This is a genomic window from Neptunicella plasticusilytica (genome assembly GCF_047922965.1).
GTDB classification, from domain to species: Bacteria; Pseudomonadota; Gammaproteobacteria; order Enterobacterales; family Alteromonadaceae; genus Neptunicella; species Neptunicella plasticusilytica.
This window is the reverse complement of sequence record NZ_CP150481.1, coordinates 3,211,045-3,232,866: the sequence shown is the minus strand read 5'-3', so window position 1 is coordinate 3,232,866 and position 21,822 is coordinate 3,211,045. Positions and strand designations below refer to the sequence as shown.

General features: G+C 45.7%; 24 protein-coding genes. 16 read left to right on the top strand and 8 right to left on the bottom strand.

Annotated features, from left to right (window positions below; all coding sequences use genetic code 11):
• Window positions 1–90: 90 nt before the first annotated feature.
• Entirely contained in the window at window positions 91–921 is an 831-nt protein-coding gene (gene queF / locus V1467_RS14515; protein WP_416305688.1) for an NADPH-dependent 7-cyano-7-deazaguanine reductase QueF, read from the bottom strand.
• Window positions 922–977: 56 nt separating this feature from the next.
• Here queF and syd point away from each other — a divergent pair, with 56 nt between their 5' ends.
• The gene (syd, locus tag V1467_RS14510; protein ID WP_416305687.1) at window positions 978–1,538 is read left to right on the top strand and encodes a SecY-interacting protein; all 561 of its coding nucleotides are present in this window, start codon (window positions 978–980) and stop codon (window positions 1,536–1,538) included.
• A gap of 16 nt (window positions 1,539–1,554) precedes the next feature.
• On the opposite strand, the gene V1467_RS14505 is transcribed toward syd, so the two are convergent.
• Window positions 1,555–1,854, bottom strand: coding sequence for a hypothetical protein (locus V1467_RS14505; RefSeq protein WP_416305686.1), 300 nt, complete (start codon window positions 1,852–1,854; stop codon window positions 1,555–1,557).
• A gap of 176 nt (window positions 1,855–2,030) precedes the next feature.
• Between V1467_RS14505 and V1467_RS14500 the strand changes: the two genes are divergently transcribed.
• Window positions 2,031–2,393 (top strand): DUF3192 domain-containing protein, encoded by a 363-nt coding sequence (locus V1467_RS14500; RefSeq protein WP_416305685.1) that lies wholly within the window; start codon window positions 2,031–2,033, stop codon window positions 2,391–2,393.
• Here the strand turns inward: V1467_RS14500 and V1467_RS14495 are convergent, their stop codons facing one another.
• Window positions 2,394–2,624: a DUF2789 family protein gene (locus V1467_RS14495; protein WP_416305684.1), complete on the bottom strand. Its 231-nt coding sequence runs from the start codon at window positions 2,622–2,624 to the stop codon at window positions 2,394–2,396. It abuts the gene before it with no gap.
• Window positions 2,625–2,789: 165 nt separating this feature from the next.
• Here V1467_RS14495 and V1467_RS14490 point away from each other — a divergent pair, with 165 nt between their 5' ends.
• Both V1467_RS14490 and V1467_RS14485 read left to right on the top strand, forming a co-directional pair.
• A complete protein-coding gene (locus V1467_RS14490) occupies window positions 2,790–3,440 on the top strand; it encodes a GNAT family N-acetyltransferase (RefSeq protein ID WP_416305683.1) in 651 nt (216 codons plus the stop codon).
• Window positions 3,427–3,753: an Mpo1-like protein gene (locus V1467_RS14485; protein ID WP_416305682.1), complete on the top strand. Its 327-nt coding sequence runs from the start codon at window positions 3,427–3,429 to the stop codon at window positions 3,751–3,753. The genes V1467_RS14490 and V1467_RS14485 overlap by 14 nt, the downstream gene beginning before the upstream one ends.
• A gap of 554 nt (window positions 3,754–4,307) precedes the next feature.
• Here the strand turns inward: V1467_RS14485 and V1467_RS14480 are convergent.
• Window positions 4,308–4,616: a DUF3301 domain-containing protein gene (locus V1467_RS14480; RefSeq protein ID WP_416305681.1), complete on the bottom strand. Its 309-nt coding sequence runs from the start codon at window positions 4,614–4,616 to the stop codon at window positions 4,308–4,310.
• Window position 4,617: 1 nt separating this feature from the next.
• Complete coding sequence (locus V1467_RS14475) at window positions 4,618–5,646, bottom strand: DUF3549 family protein (RefSeq protein ID WP_416305680.1); 1,029 nt, start codon at window positions 5,644–5,646, stop codon at window positions 4,618–4,620.
• Between the two features lie 78 nt (window positions 5,647–5,724).
• On the opposite strand from V1467_RS14475, the gene V1467_RS14470 reads away from it, so the two are divergent.
• The 3 genes from V1467_RS14470 to V1467_RS14460 are packed head-to-tail and all read left to right on the top strand — an operon-like array spanning window position 5,725 to window position 7,270.
• Complete coding sequence (locus tag V1467_RS14470) at window positions 5,725–6,054, top strand: YqcC family protein (RefSeq protein ID WP_416305679.1); 330 nt, start codon at window positions 5,725–5,727, stop codon at window positions 6,052–6,054.
• Between the two features lie 4 nt (window positions 6,055–6,058).
• Window positions 6,059–6,781 (top strand): tRNA pseudouridine(65) synthase TruC, encoded by a 723-nt coding sequence (gene truC, locus V1467_RS14465; RefSeq protein ID WP_416305678.1) that lies wholly within the window; start codon window positions 6,059–6,061, stop codon window positions 6,779–6,781.
• A 45-nt stretch (window positions 6,782–6,826) separates the two neighbouring features.
• Window positions 6,827–7,270: a flavodoxin gene (locus V1467_RS14460; RefSeq protein WP_416305677.1), complete on the top strand. Its 444-nt coding sequence runs from the start codon at window positions 6,827–6,829 to the stop codon at window positions 7,268–7,270.
• 55 nt (window positions 7,271–7,325) lie between these two features.
• On the opposite strand, the gene dapD is transcribed toward V1467_RS14460, so the two are convergent.
• From dapD to map, 3 genes are read right to left on the bottom strand one after another with little or no spacing between them, the layout of a single operon-like run.
• Complete coding sequence (dapD, locus tag V1467_RS14455) at window positions 7,326–8,150, bottom strand: 2,3,4,5-tetrahydropyridine-2,6-dicarboxylate N-succinyltransferase (protein ID WP_416305676.1); 825 nt, start codon at window positions 8,148–8,150, stop codon at window positions 7,326–7,328.
• Window positions 8,151–8,153: 3 nt separating this feature from the next.
• Window positions 8,154–10,787 (bottom strand): [protein-PII] uridylyltransferase, encoded by a 2,634-nt coding sequence (gene glnD / locus V1467_RS14450; protein WP_416305675.1) that lies wholly within the window; start codon window positions 10,785–10,787, stop codon window positions 8,154–8,156.
• A 19-nt stretch (window positions 10,788–10,806) separates the two neighbouring features.
• Entirely contained in the window at window positions 10,807–11,598 is a 792-nt protein-coding gene (gene map / locus V1467_RS14445) for a type I methionyl aminopeptidase (protein WP_416305674.1), read from the bottom strand.
• Window positions 11,599–11,887: 289 nt separating this feature from the next.
• Between map and rpsB the strand changes: the two genes are divergently transcribed.
• The 9 genes from rpsB to bamA all read left to right on the top strand — a co-directional run bounded on the left by rpsB (window position 11,888) and on the right by bamA (window position 21,818).
• Entirely contained in the window at window positions 11,888–12,616 is a 729-nt protein-coding gene (gene rpsB / locus V1467_RS14440; RefSeq protein ID WP_416305673.1) for a 30S ribosomal protein S2, read from the top strand.
• Window positions 12,617–12,697: 81 nt separating this feature from the next.
• Window positions 12,698–13,570, top strand: a complete 873-nt coding sequence (gene tsf, locus V1467_RS14435; protein WP_416305672.1) for a translation elongation factor Ts — start codon at window positions 12,698–12,700, stop codon at window positions 13,568–13,570.
• A gap of 221 nt (window positions 13,571–13,791) precedes the next feature.
• Window positions 13,792–14,559, top strand: a complete 768-nt coding sequence (pyrH, locus tag V1467_RS14430; RefSeq protein ID WP_416305671.1) for a UMP kinase — start codon at window positions 13,792–13,794, stop codon at window positions 14,557–14,559.
• Window positions 14,560–14,587: 28 nt separating this feature from the next.
• Window positions 14,588–15,109 (top strand): ribosome recycling factor, encoded by a 522-nt coding sequence (gene frr, locus V1467_RS14425; protein WP_416308711.1) that lies wholly within the window; start codon window positions 14,588–14,590, stop codon window positions 15,107–15,109.
• A 60-nt stretch (window positions 15,110–15,169) separates the two neighbouring features.
• Complete coding sequence (gene uppS / locus V1467_RS14420; RefSeq protein ID WP_416305670.1) at window positions 15,170–15,898, top strand: polyprenyl diphosphate synthase; 729 nt, start codon at window positions 15,170–15,172, stop codon at window positions 15,896–15,898.
• Complete coding sequence (locus tag V1467_RS14415; RefSeq protein WP_416305669.1) at window positions 15,892–16,755, top strand: phosphatidate cytidylyltransferase; 864 nt, start codon at window positions 15,892–15,894, stop codon at window positions 16,753–16,755. Before uppS ends, V1467_RS14415 begins: the two co-directional genes overlap by 7 nt.
• Window positions 16,755–17,936 (top strand): 1-deoxy-D-xylulose-5-phosphate reductoisomerase, encoded by a 1,182-nt coding sequence (ispC, locus tag V1467_RS14410; protein WP_416305668.1) that lies wholly within the window; start codon window positions 16,755–16,757, stop codon window positions 17,934–17,936. Before V1467_RS14415 ends, ispC begins: the two co-directional genes overlap by 1 nt.
• Window positions 17,936–19,294 carry a sigma E protease regulator RseP gene (gene rseP / locus V1467_RS14405; protein ID WP_416305667.1) on the top strand — a complete coding sequence of 453 codons (1,359 nt, stop codon included), beginning with the start codon at window positions 17,936–17,938 and terminating at the stop codon, window positions 19,292–19,294. The genes ispC and rseP overlap by 1 nt, the downstream gene beginning before the upstream one ends.
• Window positions 19,295–19,352: 58 nt before the next feature.
• Window positions 19,353–21,818: an outer membrane protein assembly factor BamA gene (gene bamA / locus V1467_RS14400; protein ID WP_416305666.1), complete on the top strand. Its 2,466-nt coding sequence runs from the start codon at window positions 19,353–19,355 to the stop codon at window positions 21,816–21,818.
• Window positions 21,819–21,822 lie beyond the last annotated feature (4 nt).

Here is a 21,822-nt window from a genome sequence, read left to right as displayed (position 1 = left end):
TTTTATATTAATTACTTAATATAACGCCTGGATTGTATAAGTCGAGCTTAATTCTACCGCGCTGGATAGCGATATTTTTGATTGGCAGACTTATTGTCGGGCCAGTCGATAATTTGGCCAGCAAGTTTCAAAATTACTTCTGAACGGATTGATATCCAATCCACCTCGTCGTGTATAGCGGGCGTAAACACTGAGCTTGTCCGGCTGACAGCGTTGTTGTATCTCGCAAAAAATCCTTTCAACACATTGTTCATGAAATTCATTATGTTGACGAAATGAGATCAGATAACGTAACAGTGCTGCATGATCGATGGCAGGACCGTGATAACGGATTGCGATGCTGGCCCAATCCGGTTGGTGGGTAATCAGGCAGTTAGACTTGAGTAAATGGCTCACCAGGGTCTCGGACTGAACGCTGTTTCGATCACAAAGCAACAAATTACCATCAGGTTGGTACTGGTTGACGTCGATATCTATATCATCAATACACAGGCCAGGCAGTGCCGCGACCTGAAAAGCGTTGAACTGCGCTGGTGTATATAAAAACACATCTACTTGTCCATCGGCACATTGGCTGAGATCATTTGACAAGGTTTGGCGTACGTGCTCAATCGAATTGAAACGACTTTGGTTAAAACTGTTCAAGTAAAGCTTGAAGGATTTTGATTCGATCAGATGGGTCGAATCAAACGGTACATTTACCTGCATAATCGCCACACAGGGCTTACCTTTCGCATTCAGCCAGGACAGTTCATAACCGTTCCAGATATCTTCACCATGAAAAGGTTGGGATTCAACGATGTTCAGTTCCTGGCGATTCAAGCTGCGAGGAACCGGTTGTAATAATTGGGGGGCGTATTGGTCGGTGTAGCTGACCGATTTACCTAAAGTGAGCTGGTCAAGAAAATAGTCCTGTGTCATTGATTCAATCCGGCAGGTAAGATGGGGGAATTCTACCTGTTTTTAACGGTTTTCACATGTCACAACAACTAATTCAAGCTTTAGATAATCTGTTCGGTCAATTGCAGCGTTTGGCCGAGGATCAGCAAGTTCAGTTAACTTGCGAGTTTGACCCTGACTGGCTGTCGCCCTGTCAGCAAAATGAGCCGGATAAGCAAGGGTTGATCGAATGGTTGCCGGTGTTACAACAACCACCAGGGGATTTTTCCTCAGTAGAGTCGGCTCTGGGTATTCCTATACATCCAGATCTGAAATTGTTCTATACCCGCTATTGGAGTGAGGTTATTGACGCCCGTTCCGCGCGCGGAAATCTGCAATTATTGCAGGCCTGGAATGCTGATGATTTTGAACGTTTACAGCAAAATCTGATCGGACATATCTTAATGAAACAACGACTTAAACAGCCCGTCACCCTGTTTTTTGCCATTACAGATGAAGAAGATTTTATTATTTCTGTTGATAACCAAAGTGGGGAAGTGATGCTCGAACAAGTGGGTTGTATTCCTCAAGAAACACTCGCGCCCGATCTGGCGACTTTTATCAATCAATTGCAGCCGGTGGTGTCAATCGAAGAGTAATACCAATCCGTATAAATCAGCCTTTTTCCAGTTGGTTAAGTTTTGCTGTAAGTATCGCCACTTGTTGTTCCAGCAAAATAACCCGTTGTTGCAGATTATCCGGATTGATGTTTTTTGTTGCGCTGCTGTTGTTCTGTTGACTAAGGTCGTCCGTCAGCTTGTGCGGGTTTTGCTTCCACTGCTGAATGACACTAATGATTTCCTGTATCGATACAGAGCGTTCACTTTTACTACGTAACAGACCCACCGAGGGCTGCAATCCTTTCTCGGTTAATTGCTGGCATAGCTGAATAAGATATTGTTGTGTGGATAGCATGGATTTTCCAGATATCAGGAGAAATTGTCGAAAAAACTAAATATTCGTCATTTTGCTTAATATAACCCGTTGTCTCACATAGTTAAATATTAAATAGTCTTGTAAATCAATCACATAAATATTGGTGTTGTTCTTGCTTTGCATTGTGGGCATTTAATAACACTAACGAGGAATTCATGAAAAAATCTCTACTTGTTGCCGCTTTGGCCCTACCTTTAACTCTGACGGGTTGTGTGGTGTCTGTTGATGGTCGTGATGGCGATGACTGGCACAGCGACTGGCAGGATATCGAGCATCAGAACCGTGACAAATTGACTCGGCTGGAAAGCGGCATGACGGTCAACGCAGTCAGAAAAATTATGGGCGTCGCAGACTTCAACGAGTTATATCAGCAGCAGGGTAATGATATACAAGTATTATTTTATCGAACCCAACGCAAAGAAAGTGATGGCGTAACCAGCAAAGATGAATGTACCCCCATAGTGTTTAAAAACGGCACTTTAATTGGATTGGGTGAAACGGCCTACGCCAGTATTTAACTAGCGCAAACGGGCATTGAGTTGATCTATGACCTCTGCCCATGCCGCATCTTCATTCAGGGCATCTTCCAGAAATCTCGCTTGTCCAGCATCCCAGAAAGGCGCGTGTTGCAATTTTAAAGCTTGGTTGAGCCCTTTATGCTGTTCGATAAAACCCTCGATAGAACGGTCGTCACCGGGTAAGCCCAGTTGTTCAAAAAGATTGTTGATTGAAGGATTGGCAATATCCATAACATACTCCGCTAAATGAACTGATAGATGACTGAAAGTCTTTTGTTGCTTCCAGTATAGCCATGATTTTCTGATAAGTTGGTGATTTGGGGTGTAAATAAAATGTTAACAAATCAAGCCTGGTGCGGTACATTCATAGCATCCCACGACACAAGTAGCGTAGATATGAATGCAGAATTAGCCCCCGATCGCAATGATATTAAAGCCGTATATCTGGTTGCCGAAGACCTCAAGATTGCCGCTTCCATCTTGTATCAGGCCTATCATGACGATCCGTTGTTCAAGGATATTTTTCAGTATGACAGAGAAGGTTATGAAACCCGTCTGCGTGCCGCCATTCGTGAAGAGTTAAATGCGTTCTGGTTAGCTAAACAACCGATGATTGGCCTATATGAGCAAGAGCGGTTGTTGGCAGTAGCTTGTCTTATCGCTCCCGAGACAGGTTTTGGTCCGCAACGATTCTGGCATTGGCGATTAAAAATGTTGTTAACGGCAGGTTTTCTCGGCACCCGTCAGATGGTTGAAAAAGAACAGTTAATTCAGCAACACATGCCAGCCAAAAATTACCATATGCTATCCTTTATTGGTGTGCATCCCGATTATCAGCATTACGGACTTGGCCATATTTTAATGAGCGCTATTGATTCGTTGATGCAGGAGGATGACAACAGTGAAGGGGTCGGCGTATTTGTGACTGTCGATAAATGTTTGGCATTTTTTGATGATGGCAATTACAGCCTGATTGAAAAACTCAAGGTAGGAGCGATCCAGGGACATATTATGTTCCGGAAACGTAAAACATATGACAAGGTTTAATTCGTTCGCTGAATTTTATCCCTTTTATTTGCAGGAACATCGCGATCCTGTGTGTCGTCGTTTGCATTATATTGGCAGCTCGCTAGTGGTGATTGTTACTTTTTATGCCTTGCTGTCGGCCAATTATAATTGGTTCTGGTTATTACCGGTGATTGGGTACGGGTTTGCGTGGGTCGGCCATTTCTTTTTTGAAAAGAACAAGCCTGCCACTTTTCAACACCCGTTCTACAGTTTTTTGGCCGACTGGGTGATGTTTAAAGATGCAATCCTGTCGGTAATGGGTTATCCGACTCCGCTGGATGAACTTAATTGATTTCGGGGTATATTACGGCGCTTTGATTTGTAGGAAATATCTTACAAATTATGTAGGAAATAGTGGTAATTATTGACTTTCTACATTGCTAAATTGTCCCTAATGCAATGAAAAATATAGCGTTTTCCTAATTATTTCATTTTCCTAATATCCCGCCTGCTATTTTCTATTTTGTCCCAAGCTCACAAATAAGCTTTTTGGCGCTAAAGTATATTCGTCACAAGGAAACACGACGAGTCAGGATGACACAAGGATGACCTAAGGACAGTCTCAGGATGAGATGAAGGATCGGCTTCAGGATGAAGCAGGATACTGGAGAATACAGGGATAATCTCGGGATGAGATACACAGTCAGGACGCGACTGAAACACGGAAGTGAGCAAGGAGCATAGGAAGTCAGGTTTGTCAGGGAATGGAGATAAACCTTTTAAGGATGAAAAAGGAAACTAGCCGTAATCAGGCAAAGGAAGCGTGAGAAGGATCCTCAAAATTAAAATAAAGGCGCAATCACTTCGGTGGCTGCGCCTTTATTTTATTTGAAAGATAAACAGCCTCTATATTCGATAAGCGGGCAAGTCTGTTGATTGTACGTTAAGACCCCGCATGACCAATTCTCCGCGATAGCTGTCTTCGCCATTACCCGAAAACTCAAAGTCAAATTCGTTGTACCAGTCGAGTTTGCCGCGATAAAGGGTTAACCGGGTTTTTCTGCGCGAAACACTAATCAGCTGTAACTGGTTCTTGTCGCAGTAGTGTTGCATAAAACGATTCGCTTGTTCTGAAATGGCTCTAATCCGCCAAAACTGTAAAGCGATAATGCAAATAATCAATAACAGCACGACGTCAAACAGGTTAAAGGTCATATTAGGTCCGTTGTTCAAAAAGTTGACCGATAGCGTCAGCCAGTGCCGCTGACTTTTCGGGTAAACGCAGAATGGCCAGCACTCGCTCCCTGAGCGACGGGATTTGCGCCAAATCAGCAAACAAGGGGGCAAACACTGGTTCATCCACGTTGGCGTTAGCAAGTTGTTCAAAAAACGGTAACAGCAGTGAATCTTGTTCCAGCTTCTGCCAATGCCGACCGGCGATTACGATGAGCAACTCCAGTGGTGTCTGTTGCTGGTCAGATAATAATTGACTTATAAACTGGCTAACGACAGTCTCTGCGGTGGACAGGGATAGCGCCCGCAGTGCCAGCGCAACCTGGCGATTATCGTTGTTGTGTTTTTTGGCCCAGTCAATAATGGCAATCGTAACAGTTTTATTAAGTGTCTGATTTTCCAGGGAACTAAACAGACTAACTACCACTTGGGTTGGCAAGTGCGTCAGTTGCTCGTTCATGATATTTGTCAGCATGGTCTGCGATGAAAATACCACAAAATCACTGATCCCTTGTAGAGCAAGTTGTTGCCAGTCCTGCTGCTGCGGATTAGAAAAATACGCCTGTGCCGCTGCATGATGCTGGCTAGGAGCCAGTCCCAGTGATTTACGGCTGAGACTGTTAAAGTCAGCCATCTGTTGCTGACTCGGTACAAAGCTGTAGGGATTGTCCGGTAATTGCCCGTTGGCCTTCTCGGCGTTTTCAAGCTGTTGTCCCAATGCCGTAATGATAATTTGTAAAAACTCCAAACGACCGGCATCAATCACTTTACCCAATTCATCCAGCGGCAGTTTAACAAACCAGATATAATGCTGGCCGGATAGCTGCTTGTTATTAAATAGCAGCGCAAACCAGCCATGTTGTTGGCGAGGAAAAGGGTGGGGGATTTGGGCAGCCTCAATATCCAGGAATTGCTGGGTAGATAGGGGGCGGATCCCGCGACTCAAGTCATAGACACAATATTGAGTACCAGCCTGTAACAGGAATTCACTAATGGTTGAGATATCTTGCATGATTATCGGGTCGTTTATCTTTTATTTTCGCCTCGGCTTAAGGGCTGCCGATTATAGCTAAAGGGGCCATGTAACACCATGAACAAAATTGATGACTATCAGCAGACCTATCAGCTGCTAAATGAATTGCGGACATTATTGCAACATCATCAGTTGTGGCAATCTGAATCAGCCCATCCACATTGGCTAACCAGTACTGCCCCCTTTGGCTGTGATGTGATGAGTTTTGAAAACTGGTTACAGTTTGTGTTTTTACCCAAGATGTACCAACTGGTCGAACAGCGAAATCCCTTGCCGACAGAAATTGGATTGTTGCCAATGGGTGAATATAGCTGGGCTGGTCATCGTAATATTGAATCGCTATTGACGATTCTAGGCAATATTGACCAACTATTAGGAAAACAATAACGAGATGCTGGAAATTTTATATCAGGATGAGTATCTGGTGGCGATCAATAAACCGTCCGGATTGCTGGTACATCGCAGTATGCTGGACAAGCATGCCACCGAATTCGCCATGCAGATGCTACGCGATCAAATCGGACAACATGTGTATCCGGTGCATCGTTTAGACCGGCCCACATCGGGAATTTTGTTGTTTGCATTAAGTGCAGAAATAGCCACCTTGTTAAGTGTTGAATTTGCCGAACAACGTGTTGATAAAACCTACTTGGCGGTAGTTAGAGGTTACGCACCAGTACAAGGCATACTCGATTATCCTTTGAAAGAAGAGCTGGACAAAATAGCGGATAAAAAGGCCAGTAAGGATAAAGAAGCGCAACAAGCCGTGACGGAGTATCTGCGTTTGGCTACCGTTGAACTGGATTTTCCGGTAGGACGTTATGACAGCGCACGTTTCTCATTGATGCAGTTGTCGCCTAAAACCGGCAGAAAACACCAATTGCGCCGCCATATGGCCCATTTACGTCATCCCATTATTGGTGATACCAGCCACGGGGATGGTAAACAGAACCGCTTTGTCAAACAGCAATTCGAATTTAACGGGTTGGCCTTGTGCTGTGTTGGTCTGTCATTATTGCACCCGATTAGTCAGCAGTCACTGTCAATCAGGGCCAGTTTGGGCAATAGTATGCAGCACTTACTTGAACAATGGGGTTGGCAGCCATATCTGTAAGGTATTAAGCGGAATATCAGGAATCGAATAAACATAAGGGGATTTATGCCGGCTATCAGTATTTTTGTGGGATCAGTATATGGCGGGGCAACGTTTGTGGCCGAGCAAGTGGCAGAGATGTTAGAGGGGCAAGGGTTTAAGGTGCAGCTTTGTGATCCGCCATCCATGGACGCGTTTAAAGCCGCCGAAGCGATACTGATCATCAGCTCAACCACGGGGCAGGGCGATATACCGCCAGATTTCGAAGAATTTTATTATCAATTGCAGTCCGAATTTCCGTTATTAAACGGCAAGCCGTTTGGCGTGATTGGGCTGGGGGACAGCAGTTATGGTGAAACCTATTGCGGTGCCGGACGCAAGCTGTTTGCTTTACTGGAAGAATTACAAGGCCAGGCTGTGATGCCGTTACTTAAAATTGATGCGTGTGAGACATTAGAACCGGAAAACGAAGCCTTGCCCTGGGCAAAGGAATGGGCTGCAAAGCTTTAATTTAAAAGGGATATGTTGGTTCACCTCAGTGAACCAACAACGGGTTGTATTGAGCTTACTCAGCGCCACGTAGTAAGGCATTAATTCCTACTTTGGCTCGGGTTTTGGCATCCACCTTTTTGACGATAATGGCGGCATAGAGATTACAACTGCCATCGGATGAAGGTAAGGTTCCAGACACCACAACTGAACCAGCCGGAACCCGGCCATAATGGACTTCGCCGGTTTCGCGATCAAAAATGCGGGTACTTTGGCCAATATATACGCCCATTGAAATCACTGCGCCTTCTTCCACCACCACACCTTCTACAATTTCAGAACGGGCGCCTATAAAACAGTTATCTTCAATAATAGTCGGGTTGGCTTGTAGAGGCTCCAACACACCGCCAATACCGACGCCACCGGATAAGTGCACATTTTTACCAATTTGCGCACATGATCCCACGGTCGCCCAAGTATCCACCATGGTTCCCTCATCGACGAATGCTCCAATATTGACATAGGACGGCATTAACACCACATTGCGGCCGATATAGCTACCGGTTCGTACGGTTGCTGGTGGTACCACACGGACACCTTCAGCAGCAAAGCGTTGTGCGTCATAATTGGCGAACTTCAAGGGGACTTTGTCGTAGAATTTTTCCGGCGCACTGTCCATAACCTGGTTGTCGTTAATTCTGAACGACAGTAATACGGCTTTTTTCAGCCACTGGTGAACAACCCATTCACCGGCTATTTTTTCGGCCACTCTGGCTTTACCACTATTGAGTAATTCAATGGCTTCCAATACGGCTTGCCTGGTTTGTGGCTCTACAGTGGCAGGCGTAATTTCAGCGCGATTTTCAAACGCCGATTCAATGATATTTTTCAGTTCAGTCATGTTTCACTCATTGTTGTCATCCAGCACCAGGGTTAGTTGTTTTTTCAGTGCCAGTTGTTGTTGGTTATCTAATGCATTTCCCTGAGCATTGCTCAGGATAAATACATCCTCGGCGCGTTCACCTATGGTGGTGATTTTGGCCATATGCAGGGACAAATTCTGATCGACAAACACCCGGCTGATCTTGGCCAACAGGCCCGGAGCGTCTAACGCCTCGAGATCCAGCAAGGTATGGTTTGCATGATTATTAAAAAAGCGCATTTTGGTTGGCACGTCCAGATGCTTCATGCGACGGGGCATTTTGCGGTTGTTAACGTGCTCGGTACCACTGCGGTTTAGTTGGGTGACAATCGCCTGTTGCAGATTATGCATGCGATTGTCCGAATTGATTCGACTGCCATCCTGCTCGAGAATAATGAAGGTATCCAGTACGTATCCGTCTTCGGTACTCATAATATTGGCATCATGTACTGTACAATTGCGGCTATCGAGTACCGACACGACCTGGGCAAACAGGCTGGCGCGATCCTTGGCATAGATGAGTACTTCAGTGCCAGCCCGGGAGGTTTCTTCGTTTAGCGCCACCAGGGTGATTTCGTCATCGGTGGCTTGCTGGGCCTGCAAGATGGATTGGGCATGCCAGGCTAATTGTTTGGGCTTGAAGCGCACAAAATAACTATTTTCCAGACGCTGCCAGAAAGCCTGCACTTTATCTGCATCGACTTGCTGTTCTTGCAGTAGTTGCAGCGCCTGGCTGCGATGTTTCTGCAGGCGCTGTTGAAAATCTTCACTCAATGTCTGGCCGCTTTCCAACGCCTTGCTGGTCATCAGGTAGAGTTCACGCAACAAGGTGGCTTTCCAGTCGTTCCATAAATTGTTATTGGTGGCCCGAATATCGGCCAACGTCAGGGCATAGAGATGATTCAGATTATTCTGGTTACGCATCTGGCCGGCAAATTCTTCAACCACTTCAGGATCGTAAATATCCCGGCGTTGCGCCACCACCGACATATGTAAATGATTGGCTACCAGCCATTCAATTAACTTGGTACTCTGAGGATCGATATCATGCAATTGGCAAAATTCAACTACATCGGCGGCACCCAGTTTGGAGTGATCGCCGCCGCGACCTTTGCCTATATCGTGGAAAATGGCGGCAATAAACAGCATTTCCGGGTGATCAAGATTAGCTACAATCCGCCCGCAACGGGGAAATTCTTTTTTGCCTTGTTCCTGGGTGTATTGATAAATAAATTTAATCAGTCGATGGGTGTGTTCATCAACGGTATAGGCATGGAATAAATCAAACTGCATCATGCCAACAATATTGTCCCATTCTTTTAAGTAGGCCTGCATAATGCCGTGCTTGTGCATTAGATCCCAGGGCAGGGCAAAAAACTCAGGATGTTTGAGCAGTTGCATAAACACCTTCCGACAGGCAGGGCGTTGGCTGAAATATTCATTGCGGAAACGTCGTCTGCCATTGCGCAGCAAGCGCAGCGTACAGGAGTGAATACCGGTAACCTGAGGCAAGTCAGATAACATTAAAAAGAATTCGAGAATTTTCTCCGGACTGTCAAACACCTCGTCCTGGCGGGCAAAAATCAGTCCGTCGACCACACTAAATTGCGGGTTTAGAAGCTGTTCTTTTTTTACTTTCTGGTTCAATACATCTTGGCGGAAATGCTGGAGTAACATGTCATTCAGTTCGCTGACCCGGCGGGATATGCGAAAGAAGGATTTCATCATTTTTTCGACAGAAGCCTTTCCTTCCTCGCCATATCCGAGTAGTGCGGCAACATCAGGCTGAAAATCGAACAGCAAGCGGTTTTCACTGCGACCGGCGATCAGGTGCAGTGCACAACGGATCCGCCAGAGACTTTCACGACATTCGAGTAATTCTTCCAGTTCCTGTTCGCTAAAATAACCATGCTCAACCAGCTCTTTGCCGGTCAGCGCCTTGAAATGCTTTTTAGCGACCCAGCCGATACTCTGGATATCGCGCAGGCAACCGGGATTTTCCTTAACATTGGGCTCCAGATTGTAGGCGGTACCATCAAATTTACTATGTCGTTGTTGTTGTTCGGCAAACTTGGCCTGAAAAAACGCTTCGCTGCTCCACAGCTTGTCACCCTGAATCTGTTCCTGTAATAGTTGGTAAGTATCAGGATTACCTTCCAGCACTCTTGATTCGAGTAAATTGGTGGCGATAGTGATGTCATCTTTCGCCAGTTTGACGCATTCTTTGACGGTACGTACCGATTGACCAATATCCAGCCCGATGTCCCATAACAAGGTAATAAACTGGCCGAGTTTTTCCTGACTGGCGGAGGACAGTTTCTTTCGGGACAGTAATAGAATGTCTACATCGGAATAGGGTTGTAATTGCTGTCGGCCATAGCCACCTACTGCCACCAGCGCAATACATTCCTTGTCATTTAAATTCAGTAGTTGCCAGGCTTTAATTAACATGGCATCGACTGCTTTGGCCCGGCCGGTGACAATGTCTTTTATATGGGCACTGCAAAAATCATTCTGGAGCCACTGGTAAATAGCCTGGTTACATTGTTTAAATGTGGCGAGCTCGTCGAGACTTTCAATTTGCTGGATTTGTTGCAGAACAGCTTGCAGCGACACAGGCATTAATCCCTAATAATTAGTGTTGGATGATCCGTTCAATGGTTTCTTCCGGACGCAGCGTCAATATCTCGCAACCATTGTCGGTGACCAGCAAGGTATGCTCCCACTGAGCACTGAGGCTGCGATCTTTAGTCACCACAGTCCACTGATCCGGCAATACTTTTGAATGACGTTTGCCCACGTTTACCATAGGCTCAATGGTAAAACACATACCTGCCTGCAAAATTTCGCCGGTGCCGGGGCGTCCGTAGTGGACAACTTGCGGTTCTTCGTGGAAACCGGCACCAATACCATGTCCGCAATATTCACGCACAATAGAATAGTTGTGTGATTCAGCATGTTGTTGAATGGCGTGGCCAATATCTCCCAAGTGAACACCGGGCTTAACCATTTTTATGCCGATATACAGACATTCCTGTGTGACTCTAATCAACCGTTCTGCCATTATCGACGGCTTACCGACCACAAACATCTTGGACGTATCACCGTGATAACCGTCTTTAATTACTGTGACATCAATATTGACACTATCACCGTCTTTAAGTTTTTTATCAGAAGGAATACCGTGACAAATCACATGATTGACTGATGTGCAAATGGATTTCGGAAACGGAGGATGACCGTAATGCAATGGCGCCGGGATACAGTTCTGTTCATTAACGATATAGTCGTGGCAACGCTGGTTCAGCTCTTCTGTTGTCACCCCTTTTTTGACATAAGGCTCAATCATGCCCAGCACATCGGCGGCCAGTTTGCCTGCGATACGCATTTTTTCAATTTCTTCGGCGGTTTTAATGATTGCAGTCAAAAGAGGTTTCCTATGTTGCCTATACTATTTAAAGGCCGCATTCTATCAGTATTGCCCAAAGGGGTGTAGTCCCTATATATGAACTGTTTTATCTATCCCATTTTGAATAATTCGTTGTAACTTTGGAACTGGCGTGGTATAAAGCGCCGCGCTGTTTTTAAGGTTAATTTTAAAGGCAGGCAAAATACCTAAATAACACACATACATCGTCACGGTATTCGGGGTGTCTGACTTGGTCGGATCGAAAACCGGGATGTATGGAGGCCTAACCCCAATTGAGGAATTTATAATGGCAAACGTATCAATGCGTGACATGCTGAAAGCCGGCGTGCACTTCGGTCACCAGACCCGTTACTGGAATCCGAAAATGAAACCTTTCATCTTCGGCGCGCGTAACAAAGTTCATATCATCAACCTTGAACAAACTGTACCTATGTTTAATGAAGCGCTGGACTTTCTGTCTGGTGTGGCCAGTAAAAAAGGTAAAGTATTGTTTGTTGGCACAAAGCGTGCTGCCGGTGATGCAATTAAAGAAGCTGCAATCAAATGTGACCAGTTCTACGTTAACAAGCGCTGGTTAGGCGGTATGTTGACTAACTGGAAAACAGTTCGTCAGTCTATCAAGCGTCTCAAAGACCTTGAACAGCAGTCTCAGGACGGCACTTTCGACAAGTTGACCAAAAAAGAAGTGTTGATGCTTCAACGCGAAATGGGCAAGTTGGAAAACAGCCTGGGTGGTATCAAAAACATGGGTGGTTTGCCTGATTGCTTGTTTGTTATCGATGCCGATCACGAACACATTGCTATCACTGAAGCCAGAAACCTGGGTATTCCAGTTATTTCTGTAGTTGATACTAACTCTAACCCTGATCCGGTTGACTACATCATTCCTGGTAATGATGACGCCATCCGCGCTATTCAGCTGTATTTGAATGCTGCGGCTGATGCTATCGGAACAGGTCGCGAACAGAATATTGAAGTTCAGGCTGAACAAGACGATTTCGTCGAAGCCGAGTAATCATTAACTGATTTTCAGAGTAACCGGCAGGGGCGTTATCGCCCCTGTTGTTTAACTAATCTTTATTCCGAGGAAATTCAAATGGCAGTGACTGCAGCTCAAGTAAAAGAATTACGTGAACGTACCGGTGCCGGTATGTTGGATTGTAAAAAAGCATTAACCGAAACCGATGGTGATATCGAAGCGGCGATCGAGAATATGCGTAAATCAGGTCAGGCTAAAGCAGCTAAGAAAGCAGGTCGTATTGCAGCTGAAGGTGTTATCCTGACACAGGTTAACGGTAACGTTGCCACTATGTTGGAACTGAACTGTGAAACTGATTTCGTTGCTCGTGATGAAAGCTTCCTGGCATTCGGTGACAAGATTGTTGCCCTGGCCGCAGCAAACAAACTGAACGATGTTGACGCGTTAAACAGCAGTGAAATCGATGGTGTTAGTGTTTCGACCTTGCGTGACAATCTGGTCGCCAAAATTGGTGAAAATGTCAATGTCCGTCGTGTTGTTAGCGTAGAAGGGGATAACCTGGGCGCTTATACTCACGGTGGTCGTATTGGTGTATTAACCATTCTAAATGGTGGTACCGAAGATCTGGCCAAAGATATTGCGATGCATGTTGCTGCCAGCAGCCCGCAATATGTTAAGCCGGAAGATGTGCCAGCCGACGTGGTTGAGAAAGAAAAAGCCATCCAGATTGATATTGCGATTCAAAGTGGCAAGCCGGCCGAGATCGCCGAGAAGATGGTTGCAGGTCGTATGACCAAGTTTACCGGCGAAGTCAGCTTAACCGGACAGCCTTTCATCAAGGATCCGTCCGCAACTGTAGGTCAGTTGCTCAAGTCATCGGGTGCTGACGTGTTGAACTTTATCCGCTTCGAAGTGGGTGAAGGTATTGAGAAAAAGTCGGAAGATTTTGCTGCCGAAGTTCAGGCGCAAATGGCAGCGGCTAAAAAGTAATTATTGATTGTACAGGGATTTGGATAACGAATTACGTTTAAAGCGTTATTTATATAAGTGAATATGCGTAATATAGGCGTAGTTTGGATCAGAAATCTTGATATAAATAATTATTTAGTTAGCAAATAAATGTCATTCATGACTGTTTAGTCATGCCAATGTCATATAAACTTACCGCGGCTTTTTGTCGCGGTTTGTTTATAAAAAGGAAGAACCATTCTATGAATATCCCCAAATCTGCATATCGACGCATTCTATTAAAACTCAGCGGTGAAGCTCTGATGGGCGAGGAAGGGTTTGGTATTGATCCAAAAGTACTGGATCGTATGGCTCAGGAAATTAAAGAACTGATTGAATTGGGCGTCGAGGTAGGTCTGGTTATCGGTGGTGGTAATATATTTCGTGGCGAAGGATTAGCGAAGGCGGGTATGAACCGGGTTGTCGGTGATCATATGGGAATGTTGGCAACAGTGATGAACGGTCTGGCAATGCGCGACGCGTTGCATCGTTCTTTTGTTAATGCCAGACTGATGTCGGCCATACCACTGAACGGCGTTTGTGATTCATACAACTGGGCGGAAGCCATTAGCAACTTAAAGTCGGGCAAAGTCGTGATATTCTCGGCGGGCACCGGAAATCCTTTTTTTACTACTGATTCGGCAGCCTGTTTACGTGGTATTGAAATTGAAGCAGATGCCGTGTTGAAGGGCACTAAAGTTGACGGTGTTTATGATGCCGACCCGGCCAAGAATCCAGAAGCCAAATTATATCAGCAGCTTACCTATCAGCAGGTGCTGGAGCAGGAATTAAAAGTCATGGATTTAGCCGCCTTTACCCTGGCGCGCGATCATGGCTTGCCCATCCGGGTATTTAATATGAACAAGTCCGGTGCGTTGCGCCGAGTAGTAATGGGGGAAGATGAAGGTACCTTGATCGATCATGCTGATCGCCTTCCCAAACCAAAAGCTAAGGAGCATAAAAGTGATTGATGATTTGCAGCAAGATGCGGCAGCACGTATGGAAAAAAGTATCAGCGCGTTGAAAAGCCAACTCGCTAAAGTCCGTACCGGTCGCGCTCATCCCAGTTTGTTGGACAGTGTGATGGTGCCTTATTACGGCGCTGATACACCATTGAATCAACTTGCCAATATAGTCGCTGAAGATTCACGCACGTTGGCATTAACCGTATTTGACAAAACTGCCGCACAAGCCGTAGAAAAGGCCATCATGCAATCGGATTTAGGATTAAACCCGATGAGCGCCGGGGCCGTTATTCGTGTGCCATTGCCAGCGCTTACTGAAGAGCGTCGTAAAGACTTGATTAAAGTGGTACGTGCCGAGGCAGAGCAAGGCCGAGTGGCGGTGCGCAATATTCGCCGTGATGCTAACAGTGATATTAAAGATTTGCTTAAAGAAAAAGAAATCGGTGAAGATGACAGCCGTAAAGCAGAAGAAAATGTGCAAAGCATCACTGATGAATACATCAAGAAAATTGATCAGATGCTGGCAGCCAAAGAAAAAGAGTTGATGGAAATCTAAGTCGATTTCTCCTCCACCATGCCTTCTTCGTCTGTTCAATCATCCCCCGTGTCCCTGACAATGCCCCGCCACGTTGCCATTATAATGGATGGCAACGGGCGTTGGGCCCAACAACAGGGTAAGCGCCGTACGTTTGGCCACAAAGCCGGTGTCGAAGCGGTGCGCGCGTCGGTGCGTTTTGCTCGTGAAAAAGGCATTAACTGCCTGACTTTATTTGCCTTTAGCAGTGAAAACTGGAACCGTCCGGAAGACGAAGTCAGTGTGTTGATGGAGCTGTTTACCTTTGTACTCAAAAGCGAGGTAAAAAAACTAAATCGCAATGACGTTAAACTTAAGGTGGTTGGAGATACCAGCAGGTTTGGTAGCAAACTGGAGCAACTTATTCATAAAGCCGAAAAGTTGACCGAGAAAAATAGCGCCTTGGTGCTGAATATTGCTGCCAATTACGGCGGACGCTGGGATATTGTCAATGCCAGCCAACGTATTGCAAAAAAAGTGCAATCCGGGGAACTTGCCGTCGAAAATATTGACGAAAGCTTGTTTGATCAACATACCTCCCTTTACGGTCTGGATAATGTTGATTTGCTAATTCGTACCGGCGGAGATTGCCGTGTCAGTAATTTTTTGTTGTGGCAAATAGCCTATGCAGAACTGATTTTTACCGATGTATTATGGCCTGATTTTAACGAACAGTGTTTTGAGCAGGCGATCCAGTCGTTTTCGTCGCGACAACGCCGGTTTGGTTTAACCGGCGAACAAATTGAATCTTCAGTAGGTGCAACGTGCTAAGACAACGCATTATTACCGCGCTTTTGCTAGCACCACTGGCATTAGGTGCCATCTTATTTTTACCCTTGTTCGGTTTTGAGGTCGCGATCGGTTTGATCGTCGGACTGGGCGCGTGGGAATGGGCACAACTGGCCGGTATCCAGAACCGTATCGGCAAGGCGTTATACAGTTTACTATTAGTGGTTATTTGCGCGGCGTTATCCAGCTATATTCCGGTTGAACTCATTTGGTACCAGGGGCAGTTAGCGGCATTGTATCGAACCATTCTGGCAATTGCCGGTGTCTGGTGGGCATTATCATTATTGATGATTGTCGCCTATCCCAAATATTCTACTTTATGGCGCAGCAACATGCTGCTGCGTGGCATTTTCGGTTTGTTGACCCTGGTGCCTACCTGGGTGGCGATAGTGTCACTCAGAACCTATTTGTATGACATTGACCCGTTGTTTGGTGCGTCACTGATTTTTTATGTGTTGGGTATTGTATGGGCTGCTGATATCGGGGCGTTCTTTATCGGTATCAAGTTTGGCAAACACAAGTTGCGTCCGAATGTGTCGCCGGGGAAAACCTATGAAGGACTGATGGGAGGTGTCATGTCATCACTGGCCATCATCGGTTTTGCTGCACTGCATTATCAGGTCGATCCTACCCGTATCTGGACGCATATTCTGATTGGTGCCCTGACAGTTGGCGTATCGGCGTTGGGCGATTTGAATGAAAGCATGTACAAGCGTTGTGTTGGAGTGAAAGACAGTGGAAACTTGTTACCCGGTCATGGTGGTATTCTGGATCGTATAGACAGCCTGACGGCAGCATTTCCTATCTTTGCCCTGTTTTACGTCATGTGGATGGCCTGATGCAGAAAATTACGGTACTCGGGGCGACCGGCTCGATTGGACTAAATACCCTGGATGTGGTTGCCTGTCATGCGGACAAATATCAGGTATTCGCATTAACTTGCCACCGACAGGTTGAAACCCTGATCCGGCAAGCAATAATACATCAACCAGAATATCTGGTGATTACCGACCCGGATTATTACTCTCAAGGCAAAGAATTGGCCCGCCAGGCCAACGTCACAGCCGAAGTCCTGGCCGGGAGCGATGCGCTGATCCATATTGTTGAGCATGCTGATGTAGATTGTGTAATGGCCGCAATTGTCGGCGCCGCCGGATTGTTACCTACCTTGTCGGCTGTCAAAGCGGGTAAAAAAGTGTTGTTAGCGAATAAAGAGTCACTGGTGATGTCTGGCAGCCTGTTTATCCAGGAAGTGCATAAAAGTGGTGCGTTGTTATTGCCTATCGACAGTGAACATAACGCGATTTTCCAGTGTTTACCTGCTACTTATCTATATGGTCAGGCTCAAAGTAGCGGTATTGACAAGATTCTGCTCACCGGTTCTGGTGGTCCTTTTCTGAATACGCCGATAAGCGAACTGGCCAGCAAAACACCGCAGCAGGCTTGTGCACATCCCAATTGGGATATGGGGCGTAAAATCTCGGTAGATTCAGCCACCATGATGAATAAAGGTCTGGAACTTATTGAGGCTTGCTGGTTATTTGGTTTATTACCACAACAAATTGAAGTGGTGATTCACCCGCAAAGCGTTATCCATTCGATGGTGCAGTACAATGACGGATCAGTGTTGGCGCAACTGGGCAACCCGGATATGCGCACGCCGATAGCGCATGCGTTGGGCTACCCTGAGCGAATTGATTCAGGTGTTAATAAGCTGGATTTCAGCAACATGCGCAACTTTTCCTTTGAACAACCTGATTTCAAGCGATTTCCAAATTTGCGGTTGGCGATAGAAGCGGCTAACCAGGGGCAGTATGCCAGTACCGCGCTTAATGCCGCCAATGAAGTGGCTGTGGAGGCGTTTCTACAGGGCCGTATCAGTTTTACCGATATTGCCAGGCTCAATAATGATGTGTTACAGCGGACTTCATCCCTGTCCCTCGACAGTATTGACGCTGTGATTGAATTTGATCAACAGATTCGCGATCAGGCTCAACACTATTTGCAAGGTGCCGCTTGATGTTGTCTTTCCTGTGGAGTCTGTTCTTTTTTATTGTGGCGCTGGGCATTCTGGTGGCCGTACACGAGTGGGGTCATTTCTGGGTTGCCCGTCGTTGCGGGGTCAAGGTTGAGCGTTTTTCTGTCGGTTTTGGTAAAGCGTTATGGCGCACCAAAGATAAGCTCGGCACCGAGTATGTTATCGCGCTGATCCCTCTAGGCGGTTACGTCAAAATGCTTGATGAACGAGTTGATCATGTACGAGATGAAGATTTGCCTCACGCTTTTAATCGTCAGTCTGTATATAAGCGTATCGCCATTATTGCCGCCGGGCCGGTGACCAATTTCCTGTTTGCCATTATTGCCTTGATGTTAATGTATTTGGTGGGGGTGGACAGCGTCAAACCCGTCATTGGTAAAATAACGCCGAATTCGTTGTTGTCTGAGGCAAGTATTACCCCTCGCAGCCAGATTATCGCTGTAGATGGAACGCAAACCCGTGACTGGGATGCGGTCAATCTGGAACTGGTATCGCATATTGGCCATGCCAGCATGGAATTGACATTGCTACAAACTGATAACCAATCACGCTATACACGTAATGTGGATATCGGCAATTGGCAGTTTAACCCTGAACAGCAAAGTGCATTGGAAAGTCTGGGGATAGAACCTTATCGCCCGGAACTGACTACTATTATCGCCTGGATTGCTGAAGATTCGGCCGCCTCTCGAGCAAATATCCAGCAAAACGACAAAATAATCTCGCTAGATGGAACTCCAGCACAAGATTGGGTACAAATAGTCAGTTATATTGCTGCACGACCGAATCAGGATGTTACAATCGGCGTTGAGCGGCAGGGCAGTGTTCAGGATATTAATGTTTTGCTGGACAGTCGGACTGCTGAGAATGGAGAATTACAAGGATACCTAGGGGTTGTCCCCCAAATGGAACCCTGGCCAGAATCTTACCGTTTCAATCAGCAATATGATCCGGTCAATGCATTGTGGCAAGGTGTGGTCAAAACATGGCGTTTGATGACACTCAGCGTTGAGATGATAGGTAAATTATTGACCGGCGACGTGTCGGTTAAAAATTTGAGTGGGCCTATTTCTATCGCACAGGGAGCCGGTGCCAGCGCGGGTTACGGGCTGGTTTATTTTCTGAGTTTTCTGGCATTAATCAGTGTTAATCTGGGCATCATTAACTTATTGCCCCTACCGGTGCTGGATGGTGGTCATTTGCTGTATTACGTTATTGAAATGATAACGGGTAAACCGGTATCGGAAAAAGTACAGGAAATCGGTTTTCGCATCGGCGGAACCTTACTGTTTCTGCTGATGGCAGTGGCAATAATGAATGATATAGGGCGCTTAGGATGAATGTTTGTCAGCCTGGGTGTGCCTCCTAATAATTTGCAGTTTGGAAGAATAATAACAAATGAAGTTTATACAGTTAGTTGTAGCCGCAATTTTGCTCACCAGTACTAGCCTTGCTTATGCAAATCCTGATTCTGAATTTGTGGTCGAAGATATGCGTGTCGAAGGGCTTCAGCGCGTAGCTTTAGGGGCCGCGTTAACTTATATTCCAGTTAAAGTCGGCGACAAGATGAACTCTTTCCGGATCGCCCAGCTTGTTCGTTCCTTATATGCATCGTCCCATTTTGAAAATATTCAGGTATTACGTGATGGCAATACGCTGATCATCAAGGTACATGAACGTCCTACCATCAGTAATATTATTTTTTCTGAAAATGATGATATTAAAGATGAGCAACTTAACCAGAGCCTCGAAGACAATAATATCCGTGTCGGTGAGCCGTTGGACAAAACAGTTTTAACTTCAATAGAAAATGGCTTGAAAGATTTCTATTACAGCATTGGTAAATATAACGCTGAAGTTGATGCCATTGTTACGCCGTTACCACGTAACCGGGTTGATCTTAAACTGGCCTTTGAAGAAGGTGATGCTGCGGAAATCAAACAAATTAATATCGTGGGTAACGATATTTTCTCTGATGAATTATTGCTCGAGCAGATGGAGTTACAATTCGGTGCCCCCTGGTGGGATTTTATGGCCGAGACCCGCTACCAGAAGCAAAAGTTGTCCGGTGATATGGAAAAAATTCGCAGCTATTACATGGATAGAGGTTATCTGCGCTACAACATGGATTCCACCCAGGTGTCGATGACACCGGATAAAACCGGTATTTACATTACTTTTAATATTACCGAAGGTGAAAAGTATAATATTTCCGAAATAGAGCTAGCCGGCGATCTACTGGGTAATGAAGAAGCGATTAAAGTGCTGATGCCATTACGGGAAGGTCAGCTATATAACTTGGCAATGGTCACTTACACCGAAGAGTTTATCAGCAAGTATCTGGGCCGCTTTGGTTACGCCTTTCCGACAGTCACCACTATTCCAGAAATCAATGATGAAGATAAGACGGTTAAACTGAGATTGTCGGTTGAACCGGGCCAGCGTATTTATGTGCGCCGTATCAACTTCAAAGGCAACAAAGTGACCGCCGATGAAGTGTTCCGCCGCGAAGTGGTACAAATGGAAGGCAGCTGGTTATCCAACACCGCGCTGGAAACCAGCAAGAACAGTATGTCGCGTTTGACTTATGTGGAAGAAGCCGACTTTGAGACTATCCGTATTCCCGGCCAGGATGACAAAGTCGATGTTGACTTTACCGTTAAGGAACAGGCATCGGGCTCGTTTAACGCAGGTATCGGTTATGGTGACCGCACCAAGTTAAGTTTACAGGCCGGCATCCAGCAAAATAACTTCCTCGGAACCGGTAACCAGCTGGCCCTGAATCTGAATACTATTTCTTATCAGAGCAGTATCAATTTGTCCTACACCGACCCTTATTTCACTATTGACGGGATAAGTTTAGGTGGCAGTGTGTTCTATACCGAATTTGATGCCGGTAGTGCCAACCTTGTGCAATACAAAAGTAAAACCTATGGTGTGGGGATCAACTTCGGTTATCCGGTTAACCAGTTTAACCGTTTGAATTTCGGCGTGACCTATAAGCATCAGGAAGTATCGCAGTTACAGCGTTATGAGCAAATTCGTAATTTTTATGATGTATTTGCCGATCCGGAAAACCCGGATGCCAGTCTAACATTTGATACCTTCCAGCTCAGTGCCGGTTGGTACCGTTCAACCCTGAACCGGGGGATTTTCCCCACCGCAGGGTCGTCACAACGTGCCACGCTTAGCGCCACTACACCTAATTCAGATTTAACCTATTACAAGGTCAATTTTGATACCAAATTCTACTTCCCGTTGAGTCAAAATCAGCGCTGGTCTTTCTTAAGCCGCTTACAGTTGTCATATGGTAACGGTTATGGAAAAATCGACGGGCATGATCAATTCCTGCCATTTTTTGAGTACTTCAGTACCGGTGGCAGTGATTCATTACGTGGATTTGAGAATAATACCGTTGGACCTAAAGGTATTTTGCGTACCCCGTCTTATATTACGGATCCCAATGGCAATCAGATTGTGTTAGGTCCGGAAAATGATGGCATTAGTATGTCACAACGTTCTTTTGGGGGTAATGCATTGGCTTTGGCCGGGTTGGAATTAATTGTTCCGACCCCATTTGTAGAGGAAGACTTTGATAACTCGGTGCGTACCAGTTTATTTGTCGATGCAGGTAACTTGTGGGATACCGAATTTGATATCGACGAATATTCGGCGTTAAGAGCAAGCGAAAGAAACAAAGTACCGGATTTCGGTGACTATTCACGTTTCAGAGCTTCGTCAGGGTTGTCCGTGCAATGGTTATCACCCATGGGGCCGATGATATTTAGTTTTGCTAAAGTCATTAAACAGCAGGATGGGGACGATACCAAGTTCTTCTCGTTCAACGTAGGTCAAACATTCTAATAAT